Annotated in this window: 20 protein-coding genes and 1 riboswitch; of the genes, 14 read left to right on the forward strand and 6 right to left on the reverse strand. The window is 73.8% G+C overall.

The annotated features are described in order from the left end of the window. Positions 1–82: 82 nt before the first annotated feature. Both ACZ4TO_RS08840 and ACZ4TO_RS08845 read right to left on the reverse strand, forming a co-directional pair. Positions 83–304, reverse strand: a complete 222-nt coding sequence (locus tag ACZ4TO_RS08840) for a helix-turn-helix domain-containing protein (RefSeq protein WP_006123601.1) — start codon at positions 302–304, stop codon at positions 83–85. A gap of 373 nt (positions 305–677) precedes the next feature. Then, complete coding sequence (locus tag ACZ4TO_RS08845; protein WP_382794609.1) at positions 678–2,276, reverse strand: ABC-F family ATP-binding cassette domain-containing protein; 1,599 nt, start codon at positions 2,274–2,276, stop codon at positions 678–680. 278 nt (positions 2,277–2,554) lie between these two features. On the opposite strand from ACZ4TO_RS08845, the gene ypfJ reads away from it, so the two are divergent. Both ypfJ and ACZ4TO_RS08855 read left to right on the forward strand, forming a co-directional pair. Next, positions 2,555–3,442 (forward strand): KPN_02809 family neutral zinc metallopeptidase, encoded by an 888-nt coding sequence (gene ypfJ / locus ACZ4TO_RS08850; protein WP_468023828.1) that lies wholly within the window; start codon positions 2,555–2,557, stop codon positions 3,440–3,442. A gap of 106 nt (positions 3,443–3,548) precedes the next feature. Continuing rightward, complete coding sequence (locus ACZ4TO_RS08855) at positions 3,549–3,959, forward strand: VOC family protein (protein ID WP_382794604.1); 411 nt, start codon at positions 3,549–3,551, stop codon at positions 3,957–3,959. 42 nt (positions 3,960–4,001) lie between these two features. Here the strand turns inward: ACZ4TO_RS08855 and ACZ4TO_RS08860 are convergent, their stop codons facing one another. The 3 genes from ACZ4TO_RS08860 to ACZ4TO_RS08870 form a co-directional block, all read right to left on the reverse strand. Next, complete coding sequence (locus tag ACZ4TO_RS08860) at positions 4,002–5,411, reverse strand: hypothetical protein (RefSeq protein ID WP_382794602.1); 1,410 nt, start codon at positions 5,409–5,411, stop codon at positions 4,002–4,004. Positions 5,412–5,579: 168 nt separating this feature from the next. Then, complete coding sequence (locus ACZ4TO_RS08865; protein WP_468023829.1) at positions 5,580–6,707, reverse strand: alpha/beta hydrolase family protein; 1,128 nt, start codon at positions 6,705–6,707, stop codon at positions 5,580–5,582. 277 nt (positions 6,708–6,984) lie between these two features. Next, positions 6,985–7,716, reverse strand: coding sequence for a class II aldolase/adducin family protein (locus ACZ4TO_RS08870; RefSeq protein ID WP_468023830.1), 732 nt, complete (start codon positions 7,714–7,716; stop codon positions 6,985–6,987). Positions 7,717–8,210: 494 nt separating this feature from the next. On the opposite strand from ACZ4TO_RS08870, the gene ACZ4TO_RS08875 reads away from it, so the two are divergent. The 9 genes from ACZ4TO_RS08875 (at position 8,211) to cobI (ending at position 21,047) form a co-directional block, all read left to right on the forward strand. Next, positions 8,211–9,452, forward strand: a complete 1,242-nt coding sequence (locus tag ACZ4TO_RS08875) for an inorganic phosphate transporter (protein ID WP_382794593.1) — start codon at positions 8,211–8,213, stop codon at positions 9,450–9,452. Between the two features lie 20 nt (positions 9,453–9,472). Further along, on the forward strand, positions 9,473–9,691 hold the full coding sequence (locus ACZ4TO_RS08880; protein WP_326788553.1) for a hypothetical protein: 219 nt from the start codon (positions 9,473–9,475) through the stop codon (positions 9,689–9,691). Positions 9,692–9,825: 134 nt separating this feature from the next. Beyond that, positions 9,826–9,966, forward strand: a riboswitch (cobalamin riboswitch). Positions 9,967–10,073: 107 nt separating this feature from the next. After that, positions 10,074–11,045 (forward strand): cobalamin biosynthesis protein, encoded by a 972-nt coding sequence (locus ACZ4TO_RS08885; RefSeq protein ID WP_468023831.1) that lies wholly within the window; start codon positions 10,074–10,076, stop codon positions 11,043–11,045. Continuing rightward, positions 11,042–12,637: a cobyric acid synthase gene (locus ACZ4TO_RS08890; protein ID WP_468023832.1), complete on the forward strand. Its 1,596-nt coding sequence runs from the start codon at positions 11,042–11,044 to the stop codon at positions 12,635–12,637. Before ACZ4TO_RS08885 ends, ACZ4TO_RS08890 begins: the two co-directional genes overlap by 4 nt. Beyond that, positions 12,634–16,287 (forward strand): cobaltochelatase subunit CobN, encoded by a 3,654-nt coding sequence (cobN, locus tag ACZ4TO_RS08895; protein ID WP_468023833.1) that lies wholly within the window; start codon positions 12,634–12,636, stop codon positions 16,285–16,287. Before ACZ4TO_RS08890 ends, cobN begins: the two co-directional genes overlap by 4 nt. Then, on the forward strand, positions 16,284–18,323 hold the full coding sequence (locus ACZ4TO_RS08900; protein WP_382794580.1) for a putative cobaltochelatase: 2,040 nt from the start codon (positions 16,284–16,286) through the stop codon (positions 18,321–18,323). Before cobN ends, ACZ4TO_RS08900 begins: the two co-directional genes overlap by 4 nt. Next, positions 18,323–18,922: a cob(I)yrinic acid a,c-diamide adenosyltransferase gene (gene cobO, locus ACZ4TO_RS08905; protein WP_382794577.1), complete on the forward strand. Its 600-nt coding sequence runs from the start codon at positions 18,323–18,325 to the stop codon at positions 18,920–18,922. Before ACZ4TO_RS08900 ends, cobO begins: the two co-directional genes overlap by 1 nt. Then, positions 18,916–20,301 carry a cobyrinate a,c-diamide synthase gene (locus ACZ4TO_RS08910; RefSeq protein ID WP_468023834.1) on the forward strand — a complete coding sequence of 462 codons (1,386 nt, stop codon included), beginning with the start codon at positions 18,916–18,918 and terminating at the stop codon, positions 20,299–20,301. Before cobO ends, ACZ4TO_RS08910 begins: the two co-directional genes overlap by 7 nt. After that, positions 20,298–21,047 carry a precorrin-2 C(20)-methyltransferase gene (gene cobI / locus ACZ4TO_RS08915; protein ID WP_382794572.1) on the forward strand — a complete coding sequence of 250 codons (750 nt, stop codon included), beginning with the start codon at positions 20,298–20,300 and terminating at the stop codon, positions 21,045–21,047. The genes ACZ4TO_RS08910 and cobI overlap by 4 nt, the downstream gene beginning before the upstream one ends. Before the next feature lie 83 nt (positions 21,048–21,130). Here the strand turns inward: cobI and ACZ4TO_RS08920 are convergent, their stop codons facing one another. Then, a complete protein-coding gene (locus ACZ4TO_RS08920) occupies positions 21,131–21,859 on the reverse strand; it encodes a ZIP family metal transporter (protein ID WP_382794569.1) in 729 nt (242 codons plus the stop codon). Between the two features lie 134 nt (positions 21,860–21,993). Here ACZ4TO_RS08920 and cobM point away from each other — a divergent pair, with 134 nt between their 5' ends. The 3 genes from cobM to cobJ are packed head-to-tail and all read left to right on the forward strand — an operon-like array spanning position 21,994 to position 25,867. Next, positions 21,994–22,839 (forward strand): precorrin-4 C(11)-methyltransferase, encoded by an 846-nt coding sequence (gene cobM, locus ACZ4TO_RS08925; RefSeq protein ID WP_382794565.1) that lies wholly within the window; start codon positions 21,994–21,996, stop codon positions 22,837–22,839. A 56-nt stretch (positions 22,840–22,895) separates the two neighbouring features. Next, positions 22,896–24,164 carry a precorrin-6y C5,15-methyltransferase (decarboxylating) subunit CbiE gene (cbiE, locus tag ACZ4TO_RS08930; protein ID WP_468024352.1) on the forward strand — a complete coding sequence of 423 codons (1,269 nt, stop codon included), beginning with the start codon at positions 22,896–22,898 and terminating at the stop codon, positions 24,162–24,164. Then, positions 24,161–25,867, forward strand: coding sequence for a precorrin-3B C(17)-methyltransferase (cobJ, locus tag ACZ4TO_RS08935; RefSeq protein ID WP_468023835.1), 1,707 nt, complete (start codon positions 24,161–24,163; stop codon positions 25,865–25,867). The genes cbiE and cobJ overlap by 4 nt, the downstream gene beginning before the upstream one ends. Positions 25,868–25,971 lie beyond the last annotated feature (104 nt).

Consider the following 25,971-nt stretch of genomic DNA (forward strand, 5'->3'; position numbering starts at 1 on the left):
CTAAGTGACTGCACAGTAACCACCCGGTCGGTCACCCGACCGACCGGGTGGTCACCACCGAAGCCGATGGGGACGCCCGGCCTCAGGCCGAGGCGGCCTTCTTGCCCCGCGTCGCTCCGCCACGCCCTCGGAGCGTGACACCCGACTCGCTGAGCATCCGGTGGACGAAGCCATACGAGCGGCCGGTTTCTTCGGCCAGCGCTCGGATGCTCGCACCGGAGTCGTACTTCTTCTTCAGGTCTGCCGCGAGCTTGTCGCGCGCGGCGCCGGTAACCCGGCTGCCCTTCTTCAGAGTCTCGGCCACCCGGTCCTCCTCATGGGAAGTGCGCTCTGGACTCTCATGATCACCCCTTTCGGGCGTCATGGCCACCCATTCGGCAAGGTCCGTAAGACAAGGTTTTGACGACAGGAGCCCGTCCCCACGAACGGAATCAGGGATTCCGGCCGATGCCGTCGGTACCGCCGAACGGGTTCCTCCGTGAAATACCTGGTCAGGGACGCAAGACGGCCGAGCCCTTGGGAACAAAGGACTCGGCCGTGAAATCGATGTACGACACACCTCGGTACGAGGAGATCTCACACAGATGATGGATCACGGATCGGCCGAATGATCCATACGCAGTGGATCACTCCATCGATCAAGCGGCTCGGGCCCCCTCCGGGAGGCCGCGCGGGGCTCAGGCGAGGGCCACCAGGTCGGCGTAGTCGGCGCCCCACAGGTCCTCGACGCCGTCCGGGAGCAGGATGATCCGCTCCGGCTGGAGCGCCTCGACGGCACCCTCGTCGTGGGTGACGAGGACGACGGCGCCCTTGTAGGTGCGCAGCGCGCCGAGGATCTCCTCGCGGCTGGCCGGGTCGAGGTTGTTCGTCGGCTCGTCGAGCAGCAGCACGTTCGCCGAGGAGACCACGAGGGTCGCGAGGGCCAGACGGGTCTTCTCACCGCCGGAGAGGACGCCGGCCGGCTTGTCGACGTCGTCGCCGGAGAACAGGAACGAGCCGAGCGTCTTGCGGACCTCGACCAGGTCCAGGTCGGGGGCGGCGGAGCGCATGTTCTCCAGGACCGTGCGCTCGGGGTCGAGCGTCTCGTGCTCCTGCGCGTAGTAGCCGAGCTTGAGGCCGTGGCCCTCGACGACCTCTCCGGTGTCGGGCTTCTCGGCACCGCCGAGGAGCCGCAGGAGGGTCGTCTTGCCGGCGCCGTTCAGGCCGAGGATGACGACGCGGGAGCCCTTGTCGATGGCCAGGTCGACGTCGGTGAAGATCTCCAGGGAGCCGTACGACTTCGACAGGCCCTCGGCCATGAGCGGCGTCTTGCCGCAGGGCGCGGGCTCCGGGAAGCGGAGCTTGGCGACCTTGTCGGAGACCCGGACGGACTCCAGGCCGGCGAGCAGCCGGTCGGCGCGCTTGGCCATGTTCTGCGCGGCGACCGTCTTGGTGGCCTTGGCGCGCATCTTGTCGGCCTGCGCGTTCAGTGCCGCGGCCTTCTTCTCCGCGTTCTGGCGCTCGCGCTTGCGGCGCTTCTCGTCGGCCTCGCGCTGCTGCTGGTACAGCTTCCAGCCCATGTTGTAGACGTCGATCGTGGCGCGGTTGGCGTCCAGGTAGAACACCTTGTTCACGACCGTCTCCACGAGGTCGACGTCGTGGGAGATCACGATGAAGCCGCCGCGGTAGGTCTTCAGGTAGTCGCGCAGCCAGACGATCGAGTCGGCGTCGAGGTGGTTCGTCGGCTCGTCGAGCAGCAGGGTGTCGGCGTCCGAGAAGAGGATGCGGGCCAGCTCGATACGGCGGCGCTGACCGCCGGAGAGCGTGTGCAGGGGCTGGCCGAGCACGCGGTCGGGCAGGTTGAGCGCGGCGGCGATCGTCGCGGCCTCGGCCTCCGCGGAGTACCCGCCCTTGGTGAGGAACTCCGTCTCCTGGCGCTCGTACTGGCGCAGGGCCTTCTCCCGGGTGGCCCCCGAGCCGTTGGCGATGCGCTGTTCGTTCTCGCGCATCTTGCGGATCAGTACGTCCAGGCCGCGGGCCGACAGGACGCGGTCGCGGGCGAGGACGTCGAGGTCTCCGGTGCGCGGGTCCTGCGGGAGGTAGCCGACCTCGCCGGAGCGGGCGACGGCTCCGGCGGCGGGCTGTCCCTCACCCGCGAGGACCTTGGTCAGGGTCGTCTTGCCCGCGCCGTTGCGGCCGACCAGACCGATGCGGTCGCCCTTCGTGATGCGGAAGGTGGCGGACTCGATGAGGATGCGGGCGCCGGCGCGCAGCTCGATACCGGAGGCGGAGATCACGGACAGACTCCAGAGCGATGGGGAGGCGGGGTGGGCGGCTGAGGCGTTCCCGCCGTCTAATGCGCGAGGAGAATGGCCATGGGCCAAGTCTAACGGGGCCGTGCAACCAGTTTTCCGGTGCGCACTGTGATGCTCGCCCCCTTCCGGGAGGCTCCGGACGCCCGGATCGGGCGGGTCCGGCGGCCGGGGGCCGGGTCGCCCGTTCGGACCGCGGGCCGGGGCCGGGGGCCCGGGAGCGTACGAGGATGGCGTCACGGAGCGACGAAAGTGGTGTGCTCATGCGGTTCGACGACGACGCCGATCTGGACACCTCCGAGGTCCAGGACGTACGCGGCAGTCGCATCCCCGGCGGCAGGGCGACCATCGGCGGTGGCCTCGCCGGTCTGATCGCCCTGGTCCTCGGGCTGCTCTTCGGGGTGGGTCCCGACCAGCTCGGGCTCACCTCGGACGGCGACCAGCCCGGGGCGACCTCCTCATCGCTCGCGCAACTGCGGCAGACCTGTCTGAAGGGGCGGGACGCCAACGCGCAGGAGGACTGCCGGACCGTGGCGGTGGTCAACAGCGTGCAGGCCTACTGGGACCGGGAGTTCGCGCGCCGGGGCGGCACCTACACGCGCGCCCCGACGGTGTTCTTCGGCGGCCGGGTCGGCACCGCCTGCGGCACCGCGTCGTCGTCCGTCGGGCCCTTCTACTGTCCCGGTGACCGCAAGGTCTATCTGGACCTGGGCTTCTTCGACGATCTGCGGACGAAGTTCGGCTCCGGCGGGGGACCGTTCGCGCAGGCCTACGTCGTGGCGCACGAGTACGGGCATCACGTGCAGAACCTGACGGGCACCCTGGCCCGCTCGCAGGACGGCGTGACCGGGGCGAACAGCAACTCGGTGAAGGTGGAGCTCCAGGCCGACTGCTACGCGGGGGTGTGGGCGCGGCACGCGACCACCACTCCCTCCTCGTCGGGAAGGCCGCTGCTGACCTCGCTGACGGACGCCGACATCCGCGACGGCCTGGACGCGGCGGCGGCCGTCGGCGACGACCGGATCCAGGAGCGGTACCAGGGCCGGGTGACGCCGGAGACCTGGACGCACGGGTCGGCCAAGCAGCGGCAGCAGTGGTTCTACCAGGGCTTCACCAGCGGCGACATGGCGCAGTGCAACACCTTCCGGTGAGCGTGGGCGTGCCGGGGACCCGGGCCGCGGGGCGTTGTCAGTGGCCGGTGCCAGACTGGGCGGCGGATCGGAATTCCGGCGTTTGTGACGAGACGGAGTGATCGTTATGGCTGGCACGAACGGGCGCCCGAGCATCTACCCCTCGATGCTGTACGCGGACGCGAAGGCGGCGATCAAGCAGCTCACGGAGGCCTTCGGCTTCACCGAGCTGGCCGTCTACGAGGGCGAGGACGGCTCGGTGATGCACGCCGAGCTGGTGCAGGGCAACGGCGCGGTGATGCTCGGCTCCAAGGGCCGCGGCGGCCGCTTCGACGAGGCGATGAAGAACGCGGGCCCGTGCGGGGTGTACATCGTCGTGGACGACGTGGACGCGCACCACCAGCGGGCCGTGGAGCACGGCGCGGAGATCCTGATGGCCCCCACCGACCAGGACTACGGCTCGCGGGACTACATGGCCCGCGACCTGGAGGGCAACATCTGGAGCTTCGGCACCTACGCCCCCGAGACGGACGGGTAGGACCGCCCGGGCTCCGGCCCGGGGCGGTCCCGGCCGGGCCGGTCAGCTTCCTCCGGTGTGCACCTGGAAGGCGGCCCGGCGTACGGCCTTGGCGAGCGCCGGGTCGGGGTGGGCGGCGGCGAGCGCGACCAGCACCTGCACGGTGCGCGGGTGCCCGACGGCGCGCACCTCGTCGAGGAGCGCGGGCACGGTGGGCTGCACCGCGGACTCCAGGTGGCGGACCAGGAGCGGGGCCTCGCCGTGGTCGGCGACCGCGGCGGCGGTGTCGACCCACAGCCAGGTGGACTCGGCGCGGGTGAGGACCTCGTGGGCGTCCTCGGGGTCGTATCCGTCGTGCTCGGCGAGCCACAGCAGGGCGTAGGGGCGCAGTGAGGCCTCCTCGGCCACCGCGCGCACGTCCGGTTCGGCGGGGGCGCCGACCACGCGCAGCGCCTCGAAGGCGAGGCCCCGGGTGAGGGCGTCCTCGCCGCGGGCCGCGGCGATCAGTTCGGTGACGGCACCGCCGACCGGGCGGGCGGCGAGCCAGGCGCGGTACTCGGCGCGGGCGGCGTTGGGGCGCAGCTGGGCGCAGCCTCGGAGCATGTCCTCGGCGGACTGCTCGATGTTGCCGGCCGGGCTCTGCGCGGCGACGCAGATCTGCTCCAGCTTGACCCAGACCGCCCAGCTTCCGAGCGCGGTGAGGGTGGCCTGTCCGTCGCCGTAGGTCAGGGCGCCGACGGAGGCGAGCGCCTGGAGGGCCCATTCGAGGAGCGGGGCGAGGGGGGCGTCCGGGACCTCGGCGGGTTCCGGGGCGGGCTCGGTCGCGGGTTCGGGGCCGTAGGAGATCTCGCAGCGCTCGGTGCGCAGTTCCGTGACGCGCTGGCCGAGGAGGTCGAGAAGCTGGTCCACGGGGACGGGCCCGGCGGAGAGCTGGAGGAAGGAGAGCACCTGGGGCATCGCGGAGACGACCTCGGCGACGGCCGCGGGCTCGCGGTCCACCGGCTCGGGGTACGCGAGGGACCAGGCGTCGAAGAGGGCGACCCAGCCGCGCAGGACGGCGCTGTCGTCGCGGCTCCAGGCGCGCAGCCGCCATCCGGGGCGGGCGTCGCCGCCGTGCACCTCGATGAGGCCGGCCAGGCGTGCTGTGTCCCAGTCGGCGCGGACCTGGGCCGGGGCCAGTCCGAGATCCGTCGCGGCCCGCTCGGCGGTGGCGTCGGAGAGGGTGCCCTTGCCGTCGGGGTTCGCGCCGTCGCGCCCCGGGCGCAGGGCGGCGTCGGCCCAGCGCGCCACGCGGGCCGCGTCGGACAGGCCGGTGCGCGCCATGCGGGCGAGTTCCGCGGGCGGCGGTGTGCCTTCCGGCGGCCGCGGCGCGGGGCGGCGGGTGCGGCGCTGGGTCACCGCTCGGGGAGCGGTCGCGAGGGACCGGGGGCTGACGAGTCGGAGCCTGGAGTCGCGCGGGTTACGGGACGTCACGGGTGCAGTCTTGCGGTTGACAGTCCGAAAACCCAAACGGAATGCCGTCGCGGACCGCGGGGGCGCCGGGAGCGGGGGCCTGCCGGGGTGCCCCGCGCACGGGAACGCGGGCCGCGCGGAGTTGTCCGGGGCCCAACCGGAAGCCTGTCCCCGCGGCGGCCCGGGCGCTCACATCAGGGGGGTGAGGAACCGGCGCAGGGCTTCTTCGTAGGTCGCCGGGTCGGCGTTCCACATGGCGCCGTGCGGGGCGTTCGGAACGGTGTGCAGGGTGACGAGGTCGGGCCGGCTCGCGGCGAGGCGGCGGGAGGCGCCCCAGGGGGCGATGCCGTCGTCGAGGCCGTGCACGAGCAGGGTGGGCACCTTGACCTGGTCGGGGTGTGCGGCGTGGGCGATGCGATCGCCGCGTACGCCGGTGCGGCCCTGTGCGGCGCGCACGGCGAGCGGCAGCAGGAAGCCGGGGGTGTGGCGGGCGCCGGCGAGGGCGCGCAGCGTGGTCTCCCAGTCGAGGACGGGTGAGTCCAGGACGAGTCCGGAGATGCGCTCGCGCAGCGCGGAGTGGGCGGCGGCGCGCAGGGCCATCGTGGCGCCGGTGGACCAGCCGTACAGGACGACCCGCTCGGCTCCGAACCGCACGGCGTAGCGGATGGCCGCGTCGAGGTCGCGCCACTCGGTCTCGCCGAGGTGGTTCAGGCCGTCCGGCGGGCGGGGTGCGCCGAGGTCGCCGCGGTAGGCGAGGTCGAGGACGGGGAAGTGCCGGCCGTTCAGGAATCCCATCAGGTTCATGGGGTGTTCGCGGGTGGTGCCGAGGCCGTGCACGGTGATGACCCAGGTGTCGCGGACCGCGGGCACGAACCAGGCGGGCAGTGCGCCGAGTTCCCCGGGCACGTCGACGTCGGCGTGTTCGAGTCCGAGGGCGGACCCGGGGTCGCCGACGTACAGGTTCGGGGTCAGCCAGACCTTGTCGCCGGGCTCCAGGGAGCCGTGGGTGACGCGTTCCAGGCTGCGTACGACGGTGTCGGCGGTGTGGGGCACGGAGTTCTGGAGGGGGCCGACGATCGCGTGCGAGCCGTCGCCCGCGAGGCCGTAGGTTCCCGGGCGCCGGGACGCCAGGGCCCTGGTGAGGGTGATGCCGCCCGACGTCGTGGCGTGCACGGTGAGCCGGGGCTCGGTGGCCAGAGGCTTGCCGGGCCTCGTCTTCAGTGCGGCGTCGCTGGCGAACCGGCCCGCCGCCACGGAGGCCGCGCCGGCGGCTATGGCTACGGTGACGGCCGCTGCCGTGGCTTTTAGGGTGCGCACCCGACCAGTTTCCCGGGGGACCGGACCATCGGCCAGCGGGAGCGCGTCAACGGGGTGACGGACGACGTGCGCGCCCCCTTCGTACCGGGGCGGCGGCGCGGGCGTGCCTCGGGCCCCCGGCCCGGGCGGATCTCGGGCCCCCGGCCCCGGCGGATCTCGGGCCCCCGGCCCCGGCGGATCTCGGGCCCCCGGCCCCGGCGGATCTCGGGCCCCCGGCCCGGACGGATCTCGGGTCACCGGCCCCGGCGGATCTCGGGTCCCCGGCCCCGGCGGGCTCTCAGGTCTGCTGGCCGTAGCCGCGCAGGCGCTCGCCCGCCTCCTCGAGCTGGGCCGGGGAGAGCAGGGCGGGGGTGAGGCCCGGGACGGAGGAGGACAGGAGCCAGACGCGGCACATCCATTCGAGCTGGGCCGTGCGGTCGTACGCCTGGTCCAGCGAGGCCCCGTGGGCGATGGTGCCGTGGTTGCGCAGGAGGCAGGCGGTGCGGCCGGCCAGGGCCCGGAGGGTGTTCTCGGCCAGCTCGGGTGTGCCGTAGGCCGCGTAGGGGGCGACGCGGACCGGGCCGCCGAGGGCCGCCGCCATGTAGTGGACGAGCGGGAGTTCGTGGACGAGGAGCGAGACGGCCGTCGCGTGCGGTGCGTGGGTGTGGACGACGGCCCGCGTTCCGGTCGCGCCGTACACCGCGAGGTGCATGGGCAGTTCGCTGGTCGGCCGCAGCGAGCCGAGCACCTGCCGGCCGTCGAGGTCGACGCCGGTGATGTCGTCGGGGGTCAGCCGGTCGTAGGGGACGCCCGTGGGGGTGACCAGGACGGTGTCGCCGACGCGGACCGAGACGTTGCCGGACGTGCCGACGACCAGCCCGTCGGCGACCGTGCGCCGGGCCGTGGAGACCAGGTCGCCCCAGGCGTGCCGGAGGGTGTCCCGCGGGTCCGCCGGGGGCGGCTCGCCGGGCCCGCCCGTCGTCCGCCGGTGCTCGTGTCCGTCGCGTGCGTCCCGGTGCCGCTCAGTCATGACGCGATCCTGCCAGGCATGGCCTCTCGCGCACCGCGTGCGGGCGGGCTCCAGGACGTATACGACCCGCCAAGAGCCCACGGTTGTATGTGATTTGAGTCACATCATGTCGTCGGATCGCAGACGTCGCGCCGGTCGGACATTTGCCGCGGATCACACCCCGTGGTCGACCCGCTACGACCCCGCACCGGCCCGGAGGACCCTCACCGGGCGACCCCTTCGAGCCGTCCAGGGGTGTGATGACGGCTACAGCCTGGGCGTGACGGGGATCTCGTCATCTAAACCCCCCTCAGTTCGAGCCGCGAACCCGAGGCGCGGACCCCAAGCGGAGCACGGAATTCCGAATCCGTTCGAACCTGCCGAACCGTTCCTCCACACAAGCGGAATGGGGATCCACCGTTCAGGACACCACCCGGTCCGGCCCAGTTCATCTTCCGTTCACCCAGGTTGCCTACGGTCCACCTGCCACTGACGTCCAACAGAAGCCTGGGTAAATGGAACACATCACGCTCCTCCTCGGAATCGTGATCGTCACCGCTCTCGTGTTCGATTTCACGAACGGTTTCCACGACACCGCCAACGCGATGGCCACCACCATCTCGACCGGCGCACTCAAGCCCAAGGTCGCGGTGGCCATGTCCGCCGCCCTCAACCTTGTCGGCGCCTTCCTCTCCGTCGAGGTCGCCAACACGATCTCCAAGGGCCTCGTCGACGAGACAGGCATCCGGCCAGAGGTGATCTTCGCCGCGCTCGTCGGCGCGATCCTCTGGAATCTGGTGACGTGGCTCGTCGGACTCCCGTCCAGCTCCTCGCACGCCCTCATGGGCGGCCTGGTCGGCGCCACCATCGCCTCCGCCGGTACCGGCGCCGTGCACGGTGACGTCCTGGTCGGCAAGGTGCTTCTGCCCGCCGTCGCCGCCCCGATCGTCGCCGGTCTGGCCGCCATGCTCGCGACCCGGCTGTCGTACAAGCTGAGCGGTGGCGCCGACACCAAGGCCACCAAGAAGGGCTACCGCGCCGGCCAGATCGCCTCCGCGGGCCTGGTCTCGCTGGCCCACGGCACCAACGACGCGCAGAAGACGATGGGCATCATCACCCTGGCCCTGGTCGCCGGTGGCGCCGTCGCTCCCGACTCCGACCCGCCGGTCTGGGTCATCCTCTCCGCCGGTCTCGCCATCGCGCTCGGCACCTACCTCGGCGGCTGGCGCATCATCCGCACGATGGGCCGGGGCCTGACCGACCTTCAGCCGCAGCAGGGCTTCGCCGCCCAGACCAGCGCGGCGACGGTCATCCTGGCCTCCTCGCACATCGGCTTCTCCCTCTCCACCACGCACTCGGTCTCCGGTTCCGTGATGGGCGCCGGTCTCGGCCGCAAGGGCGGTGTGGTCCGCTGGTCCACCGCCACCCGCATGGTCGTGGCCTGGGTCCTCACGCTGCCCGCCGCCGCCCTGGTCGGCGCGCTCGCCGAATGGGTGACCGGTTTCGGCGCCTGGGGCACCACGCTGGTCGCGGTCTTCCTGGTCGGTTCCAGCTTCGCGATCTGGCGCCGCTCGCGCCGCGAGGTCGTCGACCACAACAACGTGAACGACACCGAGGAGCCCGCCGGTGTGGTGACGCAGGCCATCGCCGCGGTCACCCCGCCCCCGGCCGGCACCGTGGCCGAAGGCCTCACGGCCACCATCCCGGCTCCGGCCGAGCCCACGGCGAACCCGTCGGCGCCGTCCCGAGTGGCCTGAGAACCGAAGGAAGAAACAGCATGAGCATCGACTGGTCAGCCCTCGGATCCGTGTTCGGGGTCAGCCTCGGAGTGACCGTGGCCCTCGTCGCCCTCTTCACCCTCGGCGTCGCCGGCCTCTCCAAGAAGGAGTCCGCCCAGGGCGGTTCCGCGGTCGCGGCGGCCACCGGCGCGTACGTCTGCTTCGCGGCCTGCGCCGCGGCGGTGGCGTACGGCATCTCCCTGATCATCACCAAGTAGCCCGGCGACGGCCCGGAACCGGGCCGAGCCGAGCGGTACCGCGCGTGGGGTGCGGGACGGATCACCGTCCCGCACCCCACGCGTATGTGGGCCTGCGCACACTGTCCCTCCGCAGGTCAACAGCCAGTTGACGGCCGTTCTCGCCCCGTGGTGGACTGCCGGAGCCAAGTACGGCGGCATGAGAGGAAGCCGGTGCGAATCCGGCGCGGTCCCGCCACTGTCATCGGGGAAGAAACTCCCCGGGAGCCAGGAACTCTCACCGCCGGTCTCGTCGAACCAGGGCGTGGACACCCTGAGTGAGGACATATCGCCATGCGCGGCTGCCCGTTGCCCGTTTCGCTGAGTACGAGGGTTCCGCTCCACCCCACGGCCGGCTGACCCCGTGCGTGCCGATCGCGTCTTCGCGTACGGCGCCGCCGCAGGCCTTCTCGGCGACCTGTTGCTCGGCGATCCCCGCCGAGGGCATCCGGTCGCCGCTTTCGGGCGGGCCGCCGCGACCGTCGAACGGACACTGTGGCGCGACCACCGCGGGTGGGGCGCGCTGCACACGGCCGTCTGCGTCGGCGGCGCCACCGGACTGGCCGCGCTGGCGAGTCGTACCGTACGCCGCTCCCCCGCCGCCTCCGTCGCCCTGACCGCCGCCGCCACCTGGGCCGTCGTCGGAGGCACCTCACTCGGCCGCGAGGCGCGGACGATCGGCGGCGCGCTCGCGGCCGGTGACCTCGGCGCGGCCCGGGAGCGGCTGCCGCACCTGTGCGGACGCGATCCGCAGGCGCTGGACGCCGACGGCGTCGCGCGCGCGGTCGTCGAGTCCGTCGCCGAGAACACCTCCGACGCCGTCGTGGGCGCCCTGGTCTGGGGGGCCGTCGGTGGTGTGCCCGGACTCGTCGCCTTCCGCGCCGTGAACACGCTCGACGCCATGGTCGGACACAGTTCCCCCCGCCACCGGCGCTACGGCTGGGCCTCCGCCCGGCTCGACGACCTGGCCGGCTGGCCGGGAGCCCGGCTGACCGCCGTCCTCGCGGCCGTGGCCGGACCCGACCCGCGCGGAGCCCTGCGGGCCTGGCGCGCGGACGCCCGCAAGCATCCGAGCCCCAACGCCGGGCCCGTGGAGGCCTCGTTCGCGGGCACGCTCGGCGTGCGGCTCGGCGGCACCCTCTCGTACGGCGGACGGGTCGAGCACCGGCCCGTGCTCAACGGCGCGGGGCGCGCCGTCCACGTCCACGACATCGAACGGGCCGTACGGCTCTCCCGGCGCGTCGGCTGGCTCGCGCTCGGCGTGAGCGCCGCCGGGCGGGTTCTGCTCACCGGGGCCGGACGGGTTCCGTTCACCAGGAAGGGGCGCACCGCATGAGCGGCGGACTGCTGATCGCCGGGACCACCTCGGACGCGGGCAAGAGCGTCGTGACCGCCGGGATCTGCCGGTGGCTGGCGCGCCAGGGTGTCAAGGTCGCGCCCTTCAAGGCCCAGAACATGTCGCTGAACTCGTTCGTGACGCGCGAGGGCGCCGAGATCGGGCGGGCGCAGGCCATGCAGGCGCAGGCCGCCCGTGTGGAGCCGACCGCGCTGATGAATCCGGTGCTGCTGAAACCGGGCAGCGACCGCAGCAGTCAGGTCGTCCTGATGGGCAGGCCGGTCGGCGAGATGAGCGCCCGCGGCTTCTTCGGGACGACAGGGTCCGCGACGGGCCCCGCGCCGGGCGCCGCGGCGCCCGGGGACCGGCTGCGCGGGGGGCGCCAGGAAGCACTCCTCGCCACCGTCCTCGACTGTCTGACGCAGTTGCGGGGCACGTATGACGCGGTGATCTGTGAAGGGGCCGGCAGCCCGGCCGAGATCAATCTGCGGCGCACCGACATCGTGAACATGGGGGTGGCGCGGAACGCGGGGCTTCCCGTGCTCGTCGTCGGCGACATCGACCGGGGCGGGGTGTTCGCCTCGTTCTTCGGGACCGTCGCGCTGCTGTCGCCCGAGGACCAGGCGCTCGTCGCCGGATTCCTCGTCAACAAGTTCCGCGGTGACGTGAGCCTGCTGGAGCCGGGGCTCGACATGCTGCACGGCCTGACCGGGCGGCGCACCTACGGCGTGCTGCCCTTCCAGCACGGGCTCGGCATCGACGAGGAGGACGGGCTGCGGGTCTCGCTGCGCGGCGCCGTCCGCGAGTCCGCCGTCGCCGCCCCCGTCGGCGAGGACGTCCTGCGGGTCGCCGTCTGCGCGATCCCGCTGATGTCCAACTTCACCGACGTGGACGCGCTGGCCGCCGAACCCGGCGTCGTCGTGCGGTTCGTGGACCGGGCCGAGGAGCTGGCCGACGCGGACCTGGTCGTCGTCCCCGGCACCCGGGGCACGGTCAACGCGCTCCGGTGGCTGCGCGAGCGCGGCCTCGCGGACGCCATCGCGCGCCGGGCCGCCGAGGGGCGGCCCGTCCTCGGCGTCTGCGGCGGCTACCAGCTCCTCGGCGAGCACATCGAGGACGAGGTCGAGTCGCGCGCCGGCCGGGTCGAGGGGCTCGGACTCCTGCCCGTACGCGTGCGGTTCGCGCGGGAGAAGACGCTGGCGCGGCCGGTCGGCGAGGCCCTCGGCGAACCCGTCGAGGGGTACGAGATCCACCACGGCGTCGCCGAGGTCAGCGGCGGCACGCCGTTCATGTCCGACGGCCACGGACAGGGTCTGGACGGGTGCCGGGTCGGCTCCGTCTGGGGCACGCACTGGCACGGCTCCCTGGAGTCGGACGGATTCCGGCGGGCCTTCCTGCGCGAGGTGGCCGCCGCCGCGGGCCGCCGCTTCGTGCCGGCCCCCGACACGTCGTTCGCGGCGCTGCGCGAGGAGCAGCTCGACCGGCTCGGCGACCTGATCGAGGAACACGCGGACACGGACGCGCTGTGGCGGCTCATCGAGTCCGGCGCGCCGCAAGGACTGCCCTTCATCCCACCGGGAGCACCCGCATGAGCACAGTGTTGTTGTTGTCGACCGCCGACACGGACCTGCTGGCGGCCCGTGCCAGTGGCGCCGCCTACCGGATCGGCAACCCGACCCGGGTGGACGTCACCGGCGAACTCCCCGCGCTCGTCGAGGGCGCGGACCTGGCCGTCGTGCGGCTGCTCGGCGGCAAGCGGGCCTGGGAGGACGGGCTGGCCTTCCTGAAGGCGTCCGGGATCCCGACCGTGCTGCTGGGCGGCGAGTCCGTCCCGGACGCCGAGCTGATGGCCGAGTCGTCGGCGCCCGCGGGCGTGGTCGCCGAGGCGCTGCGCTATCTCGTCGAGGGCGGTCCGGCCAACCTCGGCGAGCTGGCCCGGTTCCTCTCCGACACCGTGCTGCTGACGGGCGAGGGCTTCGAGGAGCCGTACCGGACGGCCGAGTTCGGCGTCCACGGCGAGTTCGCGTACGTCGAGGGCCGGCCGACGGTCGGCGTGCTGTTCTACCGGGCGCACGAGCTGTCCGGGAACACCGCGTTCGTGGACACGCTGTGCGAGGCGATCGAGGCGCGCGGCGCCAACGCCCTTCCCGTGTACTGCGGTTCGCTGCGCGGGGCCGACCCGGGCCTGTACGAGATCCTCGGCCGGGCCGACGCGCTCGTCGCCACCGTCCTGGCCGCCGGCGGCACGCACGCCTCGCAGGCGTCGGCGGGCGGCGACGAGGAGGCCTGGGACATCGGGGCGCTCGCCGACCTCGACGTCCCGGTGCTCCAGGGCCTCTGCCTGACCTCGTCGAAGAGCGCCTGGGACGCCTCGGACGCCGCCCTGTCCCCGATGGACGCGGCGATGCAGGTCGCCATCCCGGAGTTCGACGGCCGTCTGATCACCGTGCCGTTCTCCTTCAAGGAGCAGGGCCCCGACGACGTCCCGGTGTACGTCGCCGACCCCGAGCGGGCCGCCCGCGTCGCCGGGATCGCCCTGCGGCACGCGCGGTTGAAGCACAAGCCGAACGGCGAGAAGAAGCTCGGGATCGTCTTCACCGCCTACCCGACCAAGCACTCGCGCGTCGGCAACGCGGTCGGCCTCGACACCCCCGCCTCGGCTGTACGGGTCCTCGACGCCCTCCGCGACGCGGGCTACGCCCTCACCCAGTACCCGGACAACGGCGACGAGTTGATCCACCGGCTGATCGCGGCCGGCGGCCACGACGTCGAGTGGCTGACCGAGGAGCAGCTCGCCGCCGCCCCGGCACGGGTGCCGCTCGCCGACTACCGGGCCTGGTTCGACACCCTCGACCCGGCGCTGCGCGAGGGCATGCTGGAGGCCTGGGGCGAGCCGCCGGGCTCCCTCTACGTCGACGGCGACGACATCGTGCTCGCCTGCCTGGAGTTCGGGAACGTCGTCGTGATGATCCAGCCGCCGCGCGGCTTCGGCGAGAACCCGATCGCGATCTACCACGACCCCGACATGCCGCCGTCGCACCACTACATGGCCGCCTACCGCTGGCTGGAGAACAGTTTCGGCGCGGACGCGGTCGTGCACATGGGCAAGCACGGCACGATGGAGTGGCTGCCGGGCAAGGGGCTCGGGCTCAGCGGCGGCTGCGCGCCCGACGCCGTGCTCGGCGAACTCCCCCTGGTCTACCCGTTCATCGTCAACGACCCCGGTGAGGGAACCCAGGCCAAGCGGCGGGGGCACGCCACCGTCGTCGACCACCTCGTGCCGCCGATGGCCCGCGCCGACACCTACGGCGACCTCGCGAAGCTGGAGCAGCTCCTCGACGAGTACGCGCTGGTCTCCGACCTGGACCCGACGAAGGCCCCGGCGGTCCGCGCGCAGATCTGGACGCTGGTCAAGGCGGCCGAGCTCCACCACGACCTGCATGTCGACGAGCAGCCGGACGACGGCGACTTCGACGAGTTCGTGATGCACATCGACGGCTATCTGTGCGAGATCAAGGACGTGCAGATCCGCGACGGTCTGCACATCCTGGGCGGCGGCCCGGAGGCCGAACCGCGGGTGAACCTCGTGCTCGCGGTGCTGCGCGCCTCGCAGGTGTGGGGCGGCGCGGCGAACGCGCTGCCCGGTCTGCGCGCGGCGCTCGCGGAGCATTTCGGCCTGGTGGAGAAGGAGCTGCTGGCCGAGCCGGGTGCCCCGGTGAAGGTGCCGGTGGAGCTGAGCGACCTCGTCGCGGGCCCGAACCGTACGGCGGCCGACGCGATCGACCTGCTGGAGCAGCTCTGCCGCCGCGCGGCGCTCGGCATGGAGGAGCGCGGCTGGGACACGGCGGCCGTCCCGGCGCTCGTGCGCGAGGTCCTCGGTACCGAACTCCCGGACGCCGTCGCGGTGCTGGAGTTCGCCTGCCGCGAGGTCGTGCCGCGGCTGGCCCGGACGACGGACGAGATCGGGCACATCCTCAAGGCCCTGGACGGCGGTTACGTCCCGGCGGGTCCGTCGGGCTCGCCGACCCGCGGGCTCGTCAACGTCCTGCCGACCGGTCGCAACTTCTACTCGGTCGACCCCAAGGCCATTCCCTCCCGGCTGAGCTGGGAGGTCGGCCAGTCCCTCGCGGACTCGCTCGTGCAGCGCTACCTCCAGGACACCGGCGACTACCCGACGTCCGTCGGACTGACGGTGTGGGGCACGTCCGCCATGCGCACCCAGGGCGACGACATCGCGGAGATCCTCGCGCTGCTCGGCTGCCGCCCGGTGTGGGACGACGCCTCGCGGCGGGTCACGGGCTTCGAGATCGTGCCGCTCGACGAGCTCGGCCGCCCCCGTATCGACGTCACGGTCCGCATCTCCGGGTTCTTCCGGGACGCGTTCCCGCACGTGGTCGGGCTCCTGGACGACGCGGTACGGGCGGTCGCCGAGCTGGACGAGCCCGCCGAGCGGAACTTCGTGCGCAGGCACGCCGACGAGGACACCGCCGAGCACGGCGACCGGCGGCGCGCGACCGCCCGTATCTTCGGCTCCAAGCCGGGCGCGTACGGCGCCGGTCTGCTGCCGCTGATCGACGCCCGCAACTGGCGGTCGGACGCCGACCTCGCCGAGGTGTACGCCGTCTGGGGCGGCTACGCCTACGGGCGCGGGCTCGACGGGCGGGCCGCGCGCGGGGACATGGAGACGGCGTTCCGGCGGATCGCGGTGGCGGCGAAGAACGTCGACACCCGCGAGCACGACCTCGTCGACGCCGACGACTACTTCCAGTACCACGGCGGCATGGTCGCGATGGTCCGCCACCTCACCGGGGCCTCCCCCGAGGCGTACGTCGGCGACTCGGCCGTCCCCGACCAGGTGAAGACCCGCACGCTGGGCGAGGAGACCCACCGGGTCTTCCGGGCCCGGGTGGTCAACCCGCGCTGGATGGCCGCGATGCGCCGGCACGGCTACAAGGGCGCCTTCGAGATGGCGGCGACCGTGGACTACCTGTTCGGCTACGACGCCACCGCCGGGGTCGTGGACGACTGGATGTACGAGAAGCTCAGCGCGGAGTACGTCTTCGACGCGGAGAACCGGGACTTCATGAAGAAGTCCAACCCCTGGGCGCTGCGCGGGATCACCGAACGGCTGCTGGAGGCCGCCGACCGGGGTCTGTGGGCCGAGCCGGACGCGGACACGCTGGAGCGGCTGCGCGCCACCTATCTGGAGCTCGAAGGCGACTTGGAGGGCGACGACCAGTGAGTACCCCGTTCCCGTTCACGGCCGTGGTCGGCCAGGACGACCTGCGGCTCGCGCTGCTGCTGAACGCCGTCTCCCCGGCGGTGGGCGGTGTGCTGGTGCGCGGCGAGAAGGGCACCGCCAAGTCGACGGCGGTGCGCGCCCTCTCGGCGCTGCTGCCGGAGGTGGCCGTCGTGCCCGGTTGCCGGTTCTCCTGCGACCCGGCCGCCGCCGACCCGGCCTGCCCGGACGGGCCGCACGAGGCGGCGACCGGCGCGCAGCGCCCGGCCCGGATGGTCGAGTTGCCCGTCGGCGCCTCCGAGGACCGGCTGGTGGGCGCCCTGGACATCGAGCGGGCGCTCGCGGAGGGCGTGAAGGCCTTCGAGCCGGGCCTGCTGGCCGACGCCCACCGCGGGATCCTGTACGTGGACGAGGTCAACCTGCTCCACGACCATCTGGTCGACCTGCTGCTGGACGCGGCCGCGATGGGCGCCTCGTACGTGGAACGCGAGGGTGTCTCCGTACGGCACGCGGCGCGGTTCCTGCTGGTGGGGACGATGAACCCCGAAGAGGGCGAGCTGCGGCCGCAGTTGCTCGACCGGTTCGGGCTGACCGTCGAGGTGGCCGCCTCGCGCGAACCCGATCAGCGGGTCGAGGTCGTGCGGCGCAGGCTCGCCCACGACGACGACCCGGCCGGCTTCGCCGCGCGCTGGGCCGAGGAGGAGGCCGCCGTGCGGGCGCGGATCGTGGCGGCCCGCGCGCTGCTGCCCTCCGTGCGGCTCGGGGACGGGCCGCTGCGCCAGATCGCGGCGACCTGCGCCGCCTTCGAGGTGGACGGCATGCGCGCCGACATCGTGATGGCAAGGACCGCGACCGCGCTCGCCGCGTGGGCGGGACGGACCGAGGTGATCGCCGAGGACGTGCGGCAGGCGGCGCTGCTCGCGCTGCCGCACCGGCGGCGCCGCAATCCCTTCGACGCGCCCGGCCTCGACGAGGACAAGCTCGACGAGACGCTGGAGGAGTTCGGCGGCTCGGACGGGGACTCCTCGGGTGAGGGCCCCTCCGACGACGACCCGGACCCGGACCCGGACGGGCCCGGCGGGGGCGGGCAGCCGCCCCAGGACGGTCCGGACGACGGCACCCCCGCCGGTGACGTCCCGGCGCAGGGCGAGCCCTCGGACGAGGGGAAGGCACCGGCCGGACAGGGCGGCGAGCGCTCCCCCGTACGGGCCGCCGAACCCTTTCGCACGAAGATGCTGAGCGTGCCGGGGCTCGGCGAGGGCGCGGCCGGGCGGCGCTCGCGGGCGCGGACCGAGCACGGCCGCACGACCGGGGCACGACGGCCCCGGGGAACGCTGACCAAGCTGCACCTGGCGGCGACCGTGCAGGCGGCGGCCCCGCATCAGCGGGCGCGCGGGCGGTCGGGCCGCGGTCTGGTCGTACGGCGGGACGATCTGCGGCAGGCGACGCGCGAGGGCCGTGAGGGCAACCTCGTGCTGTTCGTCGTGGACGCCTCCGGTTCGATGGCGGCGCGGCAGCGGATGGGCGCGGTCAAGGGCGCGGTGCTGTCGCTGCTGCTCGACGCCTACCAGCGGCGGGACAAGGTGGGTCTGGTGACCTTCCGCGGCTCGGCCGCCGAGGTCGCGCTGCCGCCCACCTCCTCGGTGGACGCGGCCGCGGCCCGGCTGGAGTCGCTGCCGACGGGCGGGCGGACCCCGCTCGCGGCCGGACTGCTGCGGGCCCACGAGGTGCTGCGGGTGGAACGGCTGCGGGACCCGGCGCGCCGGGCGCTCGTCGTGGTGGTGACCGACGGGCGCGCCACGGGCGGTCCTGAGCCGGTGGCGCTGGCCGGGCGCGCGGCACGGCTGTTCGCGGCCGATCAGGTCGCCTCGGTGGTCGTGGACTGCGAGAGCGGACCGGTCAGGCTCGGCCTCGCCGGCCGGCTCGCCGGTGAACTGGGCGGAACCGCGGTGACGTTGGACGAGCTGCGGGCCGACTCCATCGCCGGTCTCGTGCGGGACGTACAGGGTGTGCAGGGGACTTCGAGGAGGGCCGCGTAGTGCCGCAGGGGCAGCCGAGTGTCGTACCGGACGACGGCCTGACGACCCGTCAGCGTCGTAACCGGCCGCTGGTCGTCGTGCACACGGGGATCGGGAAGGGCAAGTCGACCGCCGCGTTCGGGCTCGCGCTGCGCGCCTGGAACCAGGGGTGGCCCATCGGGGTGTTCCAGTTCGTCAAGTCGGCGAAGTGGAAGGTCGGCGAGGAGAACGCGCTGCGCGTGCTCGGGGCCTCCGGCGAGGGCGGGAGCGTCGACTGGCACAAGATGGGCGAGGGCTGGTCCTGGGTCCAGCGCGACGCGCAGATGGACAACGAGGAGAAGGCCCGCGAGGGCTGGGAGCAGGTCAAGCGCGACCTGGCCGCCGAGACGTACAAGCTGTACGTGCTCGACGAGTTCGCGTACCCGATGCACTGGGGATGGATCGACACCGACGAGGTCGTCGCGGTGCTGCGGGAGCGTCCCGGCACCCAGCACGTCGTGATCACCGGGCGCAACGCCCCGGAGAAGCTGGTCGAGCTGGCCGATCTCGTGACCGACATGTCCAAGGTCAAGCATCCGATGGACGCCGGCCAGAAGGGCCAGAGGGGCATCGAGTGGTGACGTCCGTTCCCCGGCTGGTGGTCGCCGCGCCCTCCTCGGGCAGCGGCAAGACCACCGTCGCCACGGGGCTGATGGCGGCCTTCTCCGCGCGGGGGCTCGCCGTGTCCCCGCACAAGGTGGGGCCCGACTACATCGACCCCGGCTATCACGCGCTCGCCACGGGACGCGTGGGACGCAATCTCGACGCGTACCTGTGCGGCACCGAGCTGATCGGCCCGCTGTTCGCGCACGGGGCGCGCGGCTGTGATCTCGCGGTCGTCGAGGGCGTGATGGGGCTGTACGACGGGGCCGCGGGCGAGGGAGAGCTCGCGTCCACGGCGCAGGTCGCGAAGCTGCTGCGGGCGCCGGTGGTGCTGGTCGTGGACGCGTCCTCGCAGTCGCGGTCCGTGGCCGCGCTGGTGCACGGGTTCGCGTCCTGGGATCCCGAGGTGCGGATCGGGGGCGTGATCCTGAACAAGGTCGCCTCGGACCGGCACGAGGACCTGCTGCGCGACGCGCTGGACTCCTCCGGGGTGCCGGTCCTCGGCGTGCTGCGGCGGGCGCCGCAGGTGGACACGCCGTCGCGGCACCTGGGTCTCGTGCCGGTCGCCGAGCGGCGGGCGGAGGCGGTGGCGGCGGTCGCCGCCATGGCCGCGCAGGTCTCCGCCGGGTGCGACCTGGACGCGCTCTTCGCGCTGGCGCGCGGTGCCGGTGCGCTGCCGGGTGCGGCCTGGGACGCGGCGGAGGCCGTCGACTCGCCCACCCACGACCACTCGACTCGCCCGGCCGACGAGCGGGCGCCTGTCGTGGCCGTCGCCGGCGGGGAGGCGTTCACCTTCTCCTACGCCGAGCACAGCGAACTGCTCGCCGCCGCCGGTGCCGAGGTCGTCACCTTCGATCCGCTCCGCGATGGACAACTACCGGACGGGACAAGCGGGTTGGTGATCGGCGGCGGCTTCCCCGAGGTGTACGCGGCCGAGCTGTCCGCCAACGAACCGCTGCGCAAGGCCGTCGCCGCCCTCGCGGAGTCGGGCGCCCCGGTGGCCGCCGAGTGCGCCGGGCTGCTCTATCTGTGCCGGGAACTGGACGGACGGCCGATGTGCGGGGTGCTCGACGCGACCGCGCGGATGAGCGAGCGGCTCACCCTCGGCTACCGGGACGCCGTGGCCCTCGGCGACAGCGTGCTCGCCCCGGCCGGCACCCGCATGCGCGGGCACGAGTTCCACCGCACGGTCGTGGAGCCCGGCGCCGGGCCCGCTCCCGCCTGGGGGATGCGCGCCCCCGAGCGGCGCGTCGAAGGTTTCGTGCAGCAGGGCCTGCACGCGAGTTATCTGCACACGCACTGGGCGTCCGAGCCCGGTGTGGCCCGTCGGTTCGTCGAGAGGTGCCTGACGTCATGAGCAGCAAGCTGATCGGGGTCGGGGTCGGCCCCGGCGATCCGGAGCTGGTGACCGTCAAGGGCGTCAACGCCCTGCGCGCCGCGGACGTCGTCGTCGTACCCGTCATGGCCGCACCGGACGGGAAGGACGGCGGAGAGCGCGGCCGGGCCGAGGCGACCGTCCTGCACTACGTGCCCGAGGAGAAGGTCGTCCGGGTGGTGTTCGCGCTCAACGAGCGCAGCGACCGGGCGCGGCGCGAGGCGGCCTGGGACGCGGCGGGTGAGCGGGTCGCGGGCCTGCTCCGCCTGCACGGCACGGTCGCCTTCGCCACCATCGGCGACCCCAACGTGTACTCGACGTTCACGTATCTCGCCCACACGATCGGGGAGCTGGTTCCCGGCACGGTCGTGGAGACCGTGCCCGGCATCACCGCCATGCAGGACCTCGCCGCGCGGTCGGGGGCCGTCCTCACCGAGGGGACCGAGCCGCTCACGCTCGTCCCGGTGACCGCGGGCGCGGCCGTGCTCAAGGACGCGCTGAACGGGCCCGGCACGGTGGTCGCGTACAAGTTCGGACGGCAGGCCGCCGAGGTGGCCGAGGCGCTGCGGGACAGCGGACGGATCGACGACGCCGTCTGGGGGTCGGCCCTCGGCCTGGAGGACGAGTCGATCCGCTCCGCGGCCGACCTCGACGGCGAGCCGCTGCCGTACCTCTCGACGCTCATCGCGCCCGCGCGCCGCGACGGGACCCGCGGCGGAAAGCTGTGACCCGCGCCCGCCCGGGCCGCACGGCCCGCCCGGCGGGGCTTCCGCCCGCGGGGCTTCCGACGCACCCGGTGGACCGCCCCGGCTCAGCCCGCGAGGCCCACCACCAGCCAGATGAAGGCCACGCCCGCGACCGTGCACAGCAGGGTCGAGCGGGCGGGGTGCTCGTGGTGTGCCTCCGGGAGGATCTCGGCGGCGGCGAGGTAGAGGAGTACGCCGCCGAAGAGGCCGAGGTAGCCGCCGAGCAGCCGCTCGGGGATGGTGAAGAACAGCGTCGAGGCCGCGCCGATCATCGGGGCCGCCGCGTCCGCGTACAGCATGAACAGCGCCTTGCGGCGGGCGTTCCCGTACAGGCTCGTGATCGTGTACGTGTTGAAGCCGTCGGCGAAGTCGTGGGCGATCACCGCGAGGGACACCGCCAGCCCCATCCCGCCGCCCACCTGGAAGGCGGCGCCGATCGCCACGCCGTCCATCGCGCTGTGGCCGACCATGGCGGCCGCCGCCGTGAGGCCCACCTCGGGCGCGCGTCCGGCGTGCTCCTCACCGCCGTGCGCGGCCTGGCGGTGGGCGAGGAGCCGTTCGACCAGATGGGCCAGCAGGAAGCCGGCCACGAACAGGAGCAGCGCGGCCGGTACGCCGAACACCTCGGTGCCCGCCGCGGCCAGCGCCTCCGGCAGCAGATCGAGGCCGACCACGCCGAGCATCAGGCCACCGGCCAGGCCGAGCACCAGATGACGGCGGTCGGTCACCCGCTGGGCGGTCCAGCCGCCGACCAGCGTCATCAGGAACGCGCCGAGCGCGACGAGGACCGCCATAGGCCCTTGCTATCCGATGCACCCCCGTGCGCGCACATCGGGCGACGGCCCCGCGCCCCCCGAAGCGTTCACGGCACCCCCGATGTGCCACGCCCCTGATGTCCCGTAGGACCCGTAGGAGAGGACCGATTCCCATGGCCGATGCCCCCACCGGCAAAGTGACCTTCGTCGGTGCCGGCCCCGGCGCCGCCGACCTGCTGACCTTCCGCGCCGCGCGCGCCATCGCCGAGGCGGACGTCGTGATCTGGGCGGCCAGCCTGGTGCAGGCCGAGGTCCTCGGCCACGCGCGCGAGGACGCGGAGATCCTCGACTCGGCGACGATGTCGCTGGAGGACGTCGTCGCCGTCTACGAACGGGCCCGTGCCGAGGGCCTGCGGGTGGCGCGGATCCACTCCGGCGACCCGGCCCTGTGGGGCGGTACGCAGGAGCAGGTCGACCGGTGCGCCGAGCTCGGCATCGACACCGAGATCGTGCCCGGCGTCTCGTCCTTCTCCGCGGTGGCCGCGATCGCGCAGCGCGAGCTGACGATCCCCGAGGTCGCCCAGTCCGTGATCCTCACCCGGCTCGGCGGCGGCAAGACGCCGATGCCTCCCGGCGAGGACGTACGGGAGTTCGCCAGGCACGGCACGACGATGGCGCTGTTCCTGTCGGCGGCGCGCAGCGGACAGCTCGTGCGGGAGCTGCTGGAGGGCGGCTATCCGACGACCACACCGGTCGTGGTCGCCTACCAGGCGACCTGGCCGGAGGAGCTGATCGTGCGGTGCACGGTCGGCACGCTGGAGGAGACGGTCAAGGAGCACAAGCTCTGGAAGCACACGCTCTTCCTGGTGGGCCCGGCGCTCGACGCGAGCGGCACCCGCTCGCACCTCTACCACCCCGGTCATTTCCACGGCTTCCGCAAGGCCGACCCGCAGGCGCGCGCCGAGCTGCGCGCCGCCCGCCGGAGCGGTGCGGGCAGTGCGCAGGGCCCCGCCTCGTGAGCGTGGACGTGACCGTCGCGGCAGGAGGATCCGCGGGTCCCGCGGACCGCTCCGCCGTGATCACCGTCGTCGGTACGGGCACGGGGGCGCCGCTGCCCCCGGACGCCGAGGAGGCGCTGGCCGGGGCCGGGCTCGTCGTGGGGGCCCGGCGCCACCTGGAGGCGGCCCGGACGCCGGAGCGGGCGGAACTGCTGGTGCTCGGGCCGCTGGCACCGGCCCTCGACCGGATCGCGCGGTACACGGACGACGGAGCCCCCGGGGGCCCGGTCGTGGTGCTGGCCTCGGGTGACCCCGGGTTCTTCGGGATCGTACGGGCGCTCGCCGAGCGGTTCGGGAACGGGCGGCTGGACGTCCGGCCCGGGGTCTCGTCCGTGGCGACCGCCTTCGCCCGGCTCGGCCTGCCCTGGGACGACGCCGTGGTGGTCAGCGCGCACGGGCGTGAGCTGCGGACGGCCGTCCAGGTCTGCCGGTCGCGGCCCAAGGTGGCGGTGCTGACCGCTCCCGGGTCCGGGCCCGCCGAGCTGGGCGCCGCCCTCGCCGACGCGGGCGCCGAGCGCGTCCTGGTGGTGGCGCGGGCCCTCGGCGATCCGGACCACGAGGCGATCGAGCGGGTCACGCCCGCCGAGGCCGCCGCCCGCGACTGGGGTCCGGCGGTCGGTGTCGTGGTGTGTCTGGACGAGTCGCGGGCCCTGGCCCCCGTCCGGACCGTCGCCGGGCCGGCGGCCGGTCCGGACCGATGGGCCCTGGAGGAGAGCGAGTTCGCCCACCGCGACTCGATGATCAGCAAGTTCGAGGTGCGGGCACTGGCGCTGGCCCGGCTCGGACCGCGGCTCGGCGACCTGGTCTGGGACATCGGCGCGGGCTCGGGGTCCGTCGCCGTGGAGTGCGCCCGGTTCGGCGCCGCGGTGACCGCGGTCGAGAGGACCGCGGACGGCTGCGAGCGCGTCCGCGCCAACGCGGCGGCGCACGGCGTGGACGTACGGGTCGTGCGCGGGTCCGCGCCCGCCGTGCTGTCCGGCCTGGACGAGCCGCACGATCCGGACGCCGTCTTCATCGGCGGCGGCGGACGTGAACTGCCCGGGATCGTCACGGAGTGCGCGCGCCGCGCCCGGCGTGCCGTCGTCGTCGCGATGGCCTCGCTCGACCGCGTGCCGGCCGCCCGTGACGCGCTCACCTCCGCGGGATTCACCTGTGACGGCGTCCTGTTGCAGTCCTCGCGGCTCGCCCCGCTGCCGGGCGGCGTGTCCCGGCTCGCGGCGGCCAACCCCGTCTTTGTGCTGTGGGGCGTCCGGCCTCCGGCCCGTACCGAAGGAGTTCCCCAGTGATCGGCCTGATTTCCGCGACGGCGGCGGGCGCGGCGGCCCGTGACCGGCTCGCCGCGGCCTGGTCCACGCGTACCCGGGTGTACGACGGGCCCGTGGCGGACGCCGTGCGGCGGGCCTTCGCGGAGTGCGACCAGATGGTGTGCTTCCTCGCCACGGGCGCGGTCGTACGGCTCGTCGCGCCCCTGCTCTCCGACAAGGGGGCGGACCCCGGGGTGGTGTGCGTCGACGAGGCGGGCCGGTTCGCCGTGTCGCTGGTCGGCGGCCACGCGGGCGGTGCGAACGAACTCGCGCGTGAGGTGGGACATTTGCTCGGCGCCGAGCCGGTGGTGACGACGGCGACCGACGCGGTGGGCGTGCCCGGTCTCGACACGCTCGGCCTGCCGGTGGAGGGCGATCTCGCCGGGGTCTCGCGGGCCATGCTGGACGGCGAACCGGTCGTGCTGGAGCGGGAGTCGCCCTGGCCGCTGCCCGCGTTGCCGCCGAACGTGGGCAGTCCCGCGGAGCCGGGAGCCGCCGTCGTCCGGGTGAGCGACCGGGTCCGGGAGACCACCGCGCGCGAGGTCGTCCTGCGTCCGCCGTCCCTCGTCGTCGGTGTCGGCGCCTCCCGGGGCGCGCCCGTCGAGGAGGTCCTCGATCTCGTCCGGGACGCGCTGCGCGAGGCCGGTCTGTCCGTGCGGTCGGTGGCCGGACTCGCCACCGTGGACGCCAAGTCCGAGGAGCCCGGCATCGTCGGGGCCGCCGAACGGCTCGGGGTCCCGGTCGTCACGTACACGGCCGAGGAGCTGGCGGCCGTGGCGGTCCCCAACCCCTCCGACGCGCCGCTCGCCGCGGTGGGGACACCGTCCGTGGCGGAGGCCGCCGCGCTGCTCGGCGGCGGCGAACTCCTCGTACCCAAGCGGAAGTCGGTACGGGCGGACGGGCGGCCCGCGATGGCGACCTGCGCGGTCGTGCGCCGGCCCGCGCGCGGGCGGCTCGCGGTCGTCGGCCTCGGCCCCGGGGCCCGCGATCTGCTCACCCCGCGGGCGACGGCGGAACTGCGGCGGGCCGCGGTGCTCGTCGGACTCGACCAGTACGTCGACCAGATCCGTGACCTGCTGCGGCCCGGCACGCTGATCCTGGAGTCGGGGCTCGGCGCCGAGGAGGAGCGGGCGCGCACGGCGGTCGCCGAGGCCCGCCGCGGTCAGGCCGTCGCGCTGATCGGCAGCGGCGACGCCGGCGTGTACGCGATGGCGTCGCCCGCGCTGGCCGAGGCGTCCGACGACATCGACGTCGTCGGCGTGCCGGGGGTGACCGCGGCGCTCGCCGCCGGGGCGATCCTCGGCGCGCCGCTCGGCCACGACCATGCGTCCATCAGCCTGTCCGACCTGCACACGCCGTGGGAGGTCATCGAGCGCCGGGTGCTCGCGGCGGCCGAGGCCGACATCGTCGTGACCTTCTACAACCCGCGCAGCCGGGGCCGCGACTGGCAGCTCCCCAAGGCGCTCGCGATCCTCGCGGAGCACCGGGAGCCGTCGACACCGGTGGGCGTGGTGCGCAACGCCTCCCGTCCGGACGAGTCGAGCCGGGTCACGACGCTGGGGTCCCTGGATCCGGGAATCGTCGACATGATGACCGTGGTGACCGTGGGCAACACCGCGACCCGCGAGATCGCCGGGCGCATGGTGACCCCGCGCGGCTACCGCTGGCAGAAGGAGCCCCGGTGAGAACGGTGAGCCGAGTGGGACCGGTGGGCCGGGCGCGGACCGGGACCGTGAGCCGGGCGCGGAGCGGGACCCGGGCCGGGCGGCACCCCGGGCGGGGGTCCGCC

The organism is Streptomyces sp. NPDC028298 (genome assembly GCF_055565895.1).

Bases quoted from the DNA above. Each gene is read 5' to 3' on its own strand.
- ACZ4TO_RS08880 (WP_326788553.1), top strand. From the start codon at position 9,473: ATGAGCATCGACTGGTCAGCCCTCGGATCCGTGTTCGGGGTCAGCCTC.
- ACZ4TO_RS08890 (WP_468023832.1), top strand. From the start codon at position 11,042: ATGAGCGGCGGACTGCTGATCGCCGGGACCACCTCGGACGCGGGCAAG.
- ypfJ (WP_468023828.1), top strand. From the start codon at position 2,555: ATGCGGTTCGACGACGACGCCGATCTGGACACCTCCGAGGTCCAGGAC.
- ACZ4TO_RS08855 (WP_382794604.1), top strand. From the start codon at position 3,549: ATGGCTGGCACGAACGGGCGCCCGAGCATCTACCCCTCGATGCTGTAC.
- cobM (WP_382794565.1), top strand. From the start codon at position 21,994: ATGGCCGATGCCCCCACCGGCAAAGTGACCTTCGTCGGTGCCGGCCCC.
- cobN (WP_468023833.1), top strand. From the start codon at position 12,634: ATGAGCACAGTGTTGTTGTTGTCGACCGCCGACACGGACCTGCTGGCG.
- cobI (WP_382794572.1), top strand. From the start codon at position 20,298: ATGAGCAGCAAGCTGATCGGGGTCGGGGTCGGCCCCGGCGATCCGGAG.
- ACZ4TO_RS08875 (WP_382794593.1), top strand. From the start codon at position 8,211: ATGGAACACATCACGCTCCTCCTCGGAATCGTGATCGTCACCGCTCTC.
- ACZ4TO_RS08870 (WP_468023830.1), bottom strand. From the start codon at position 7,716: ATGACTGAGCGGCACCGGGACGCACGCGACGGACACGAGCACCGGCGG.
- ACZ4TO_RS08920 (WP_382794569.1), bottom strand. From the start codon at position 21,859: ATGGCGGTCCTCGTCGCGCTCGGCGCGTTCCTGATGACGCTGGTCGGC.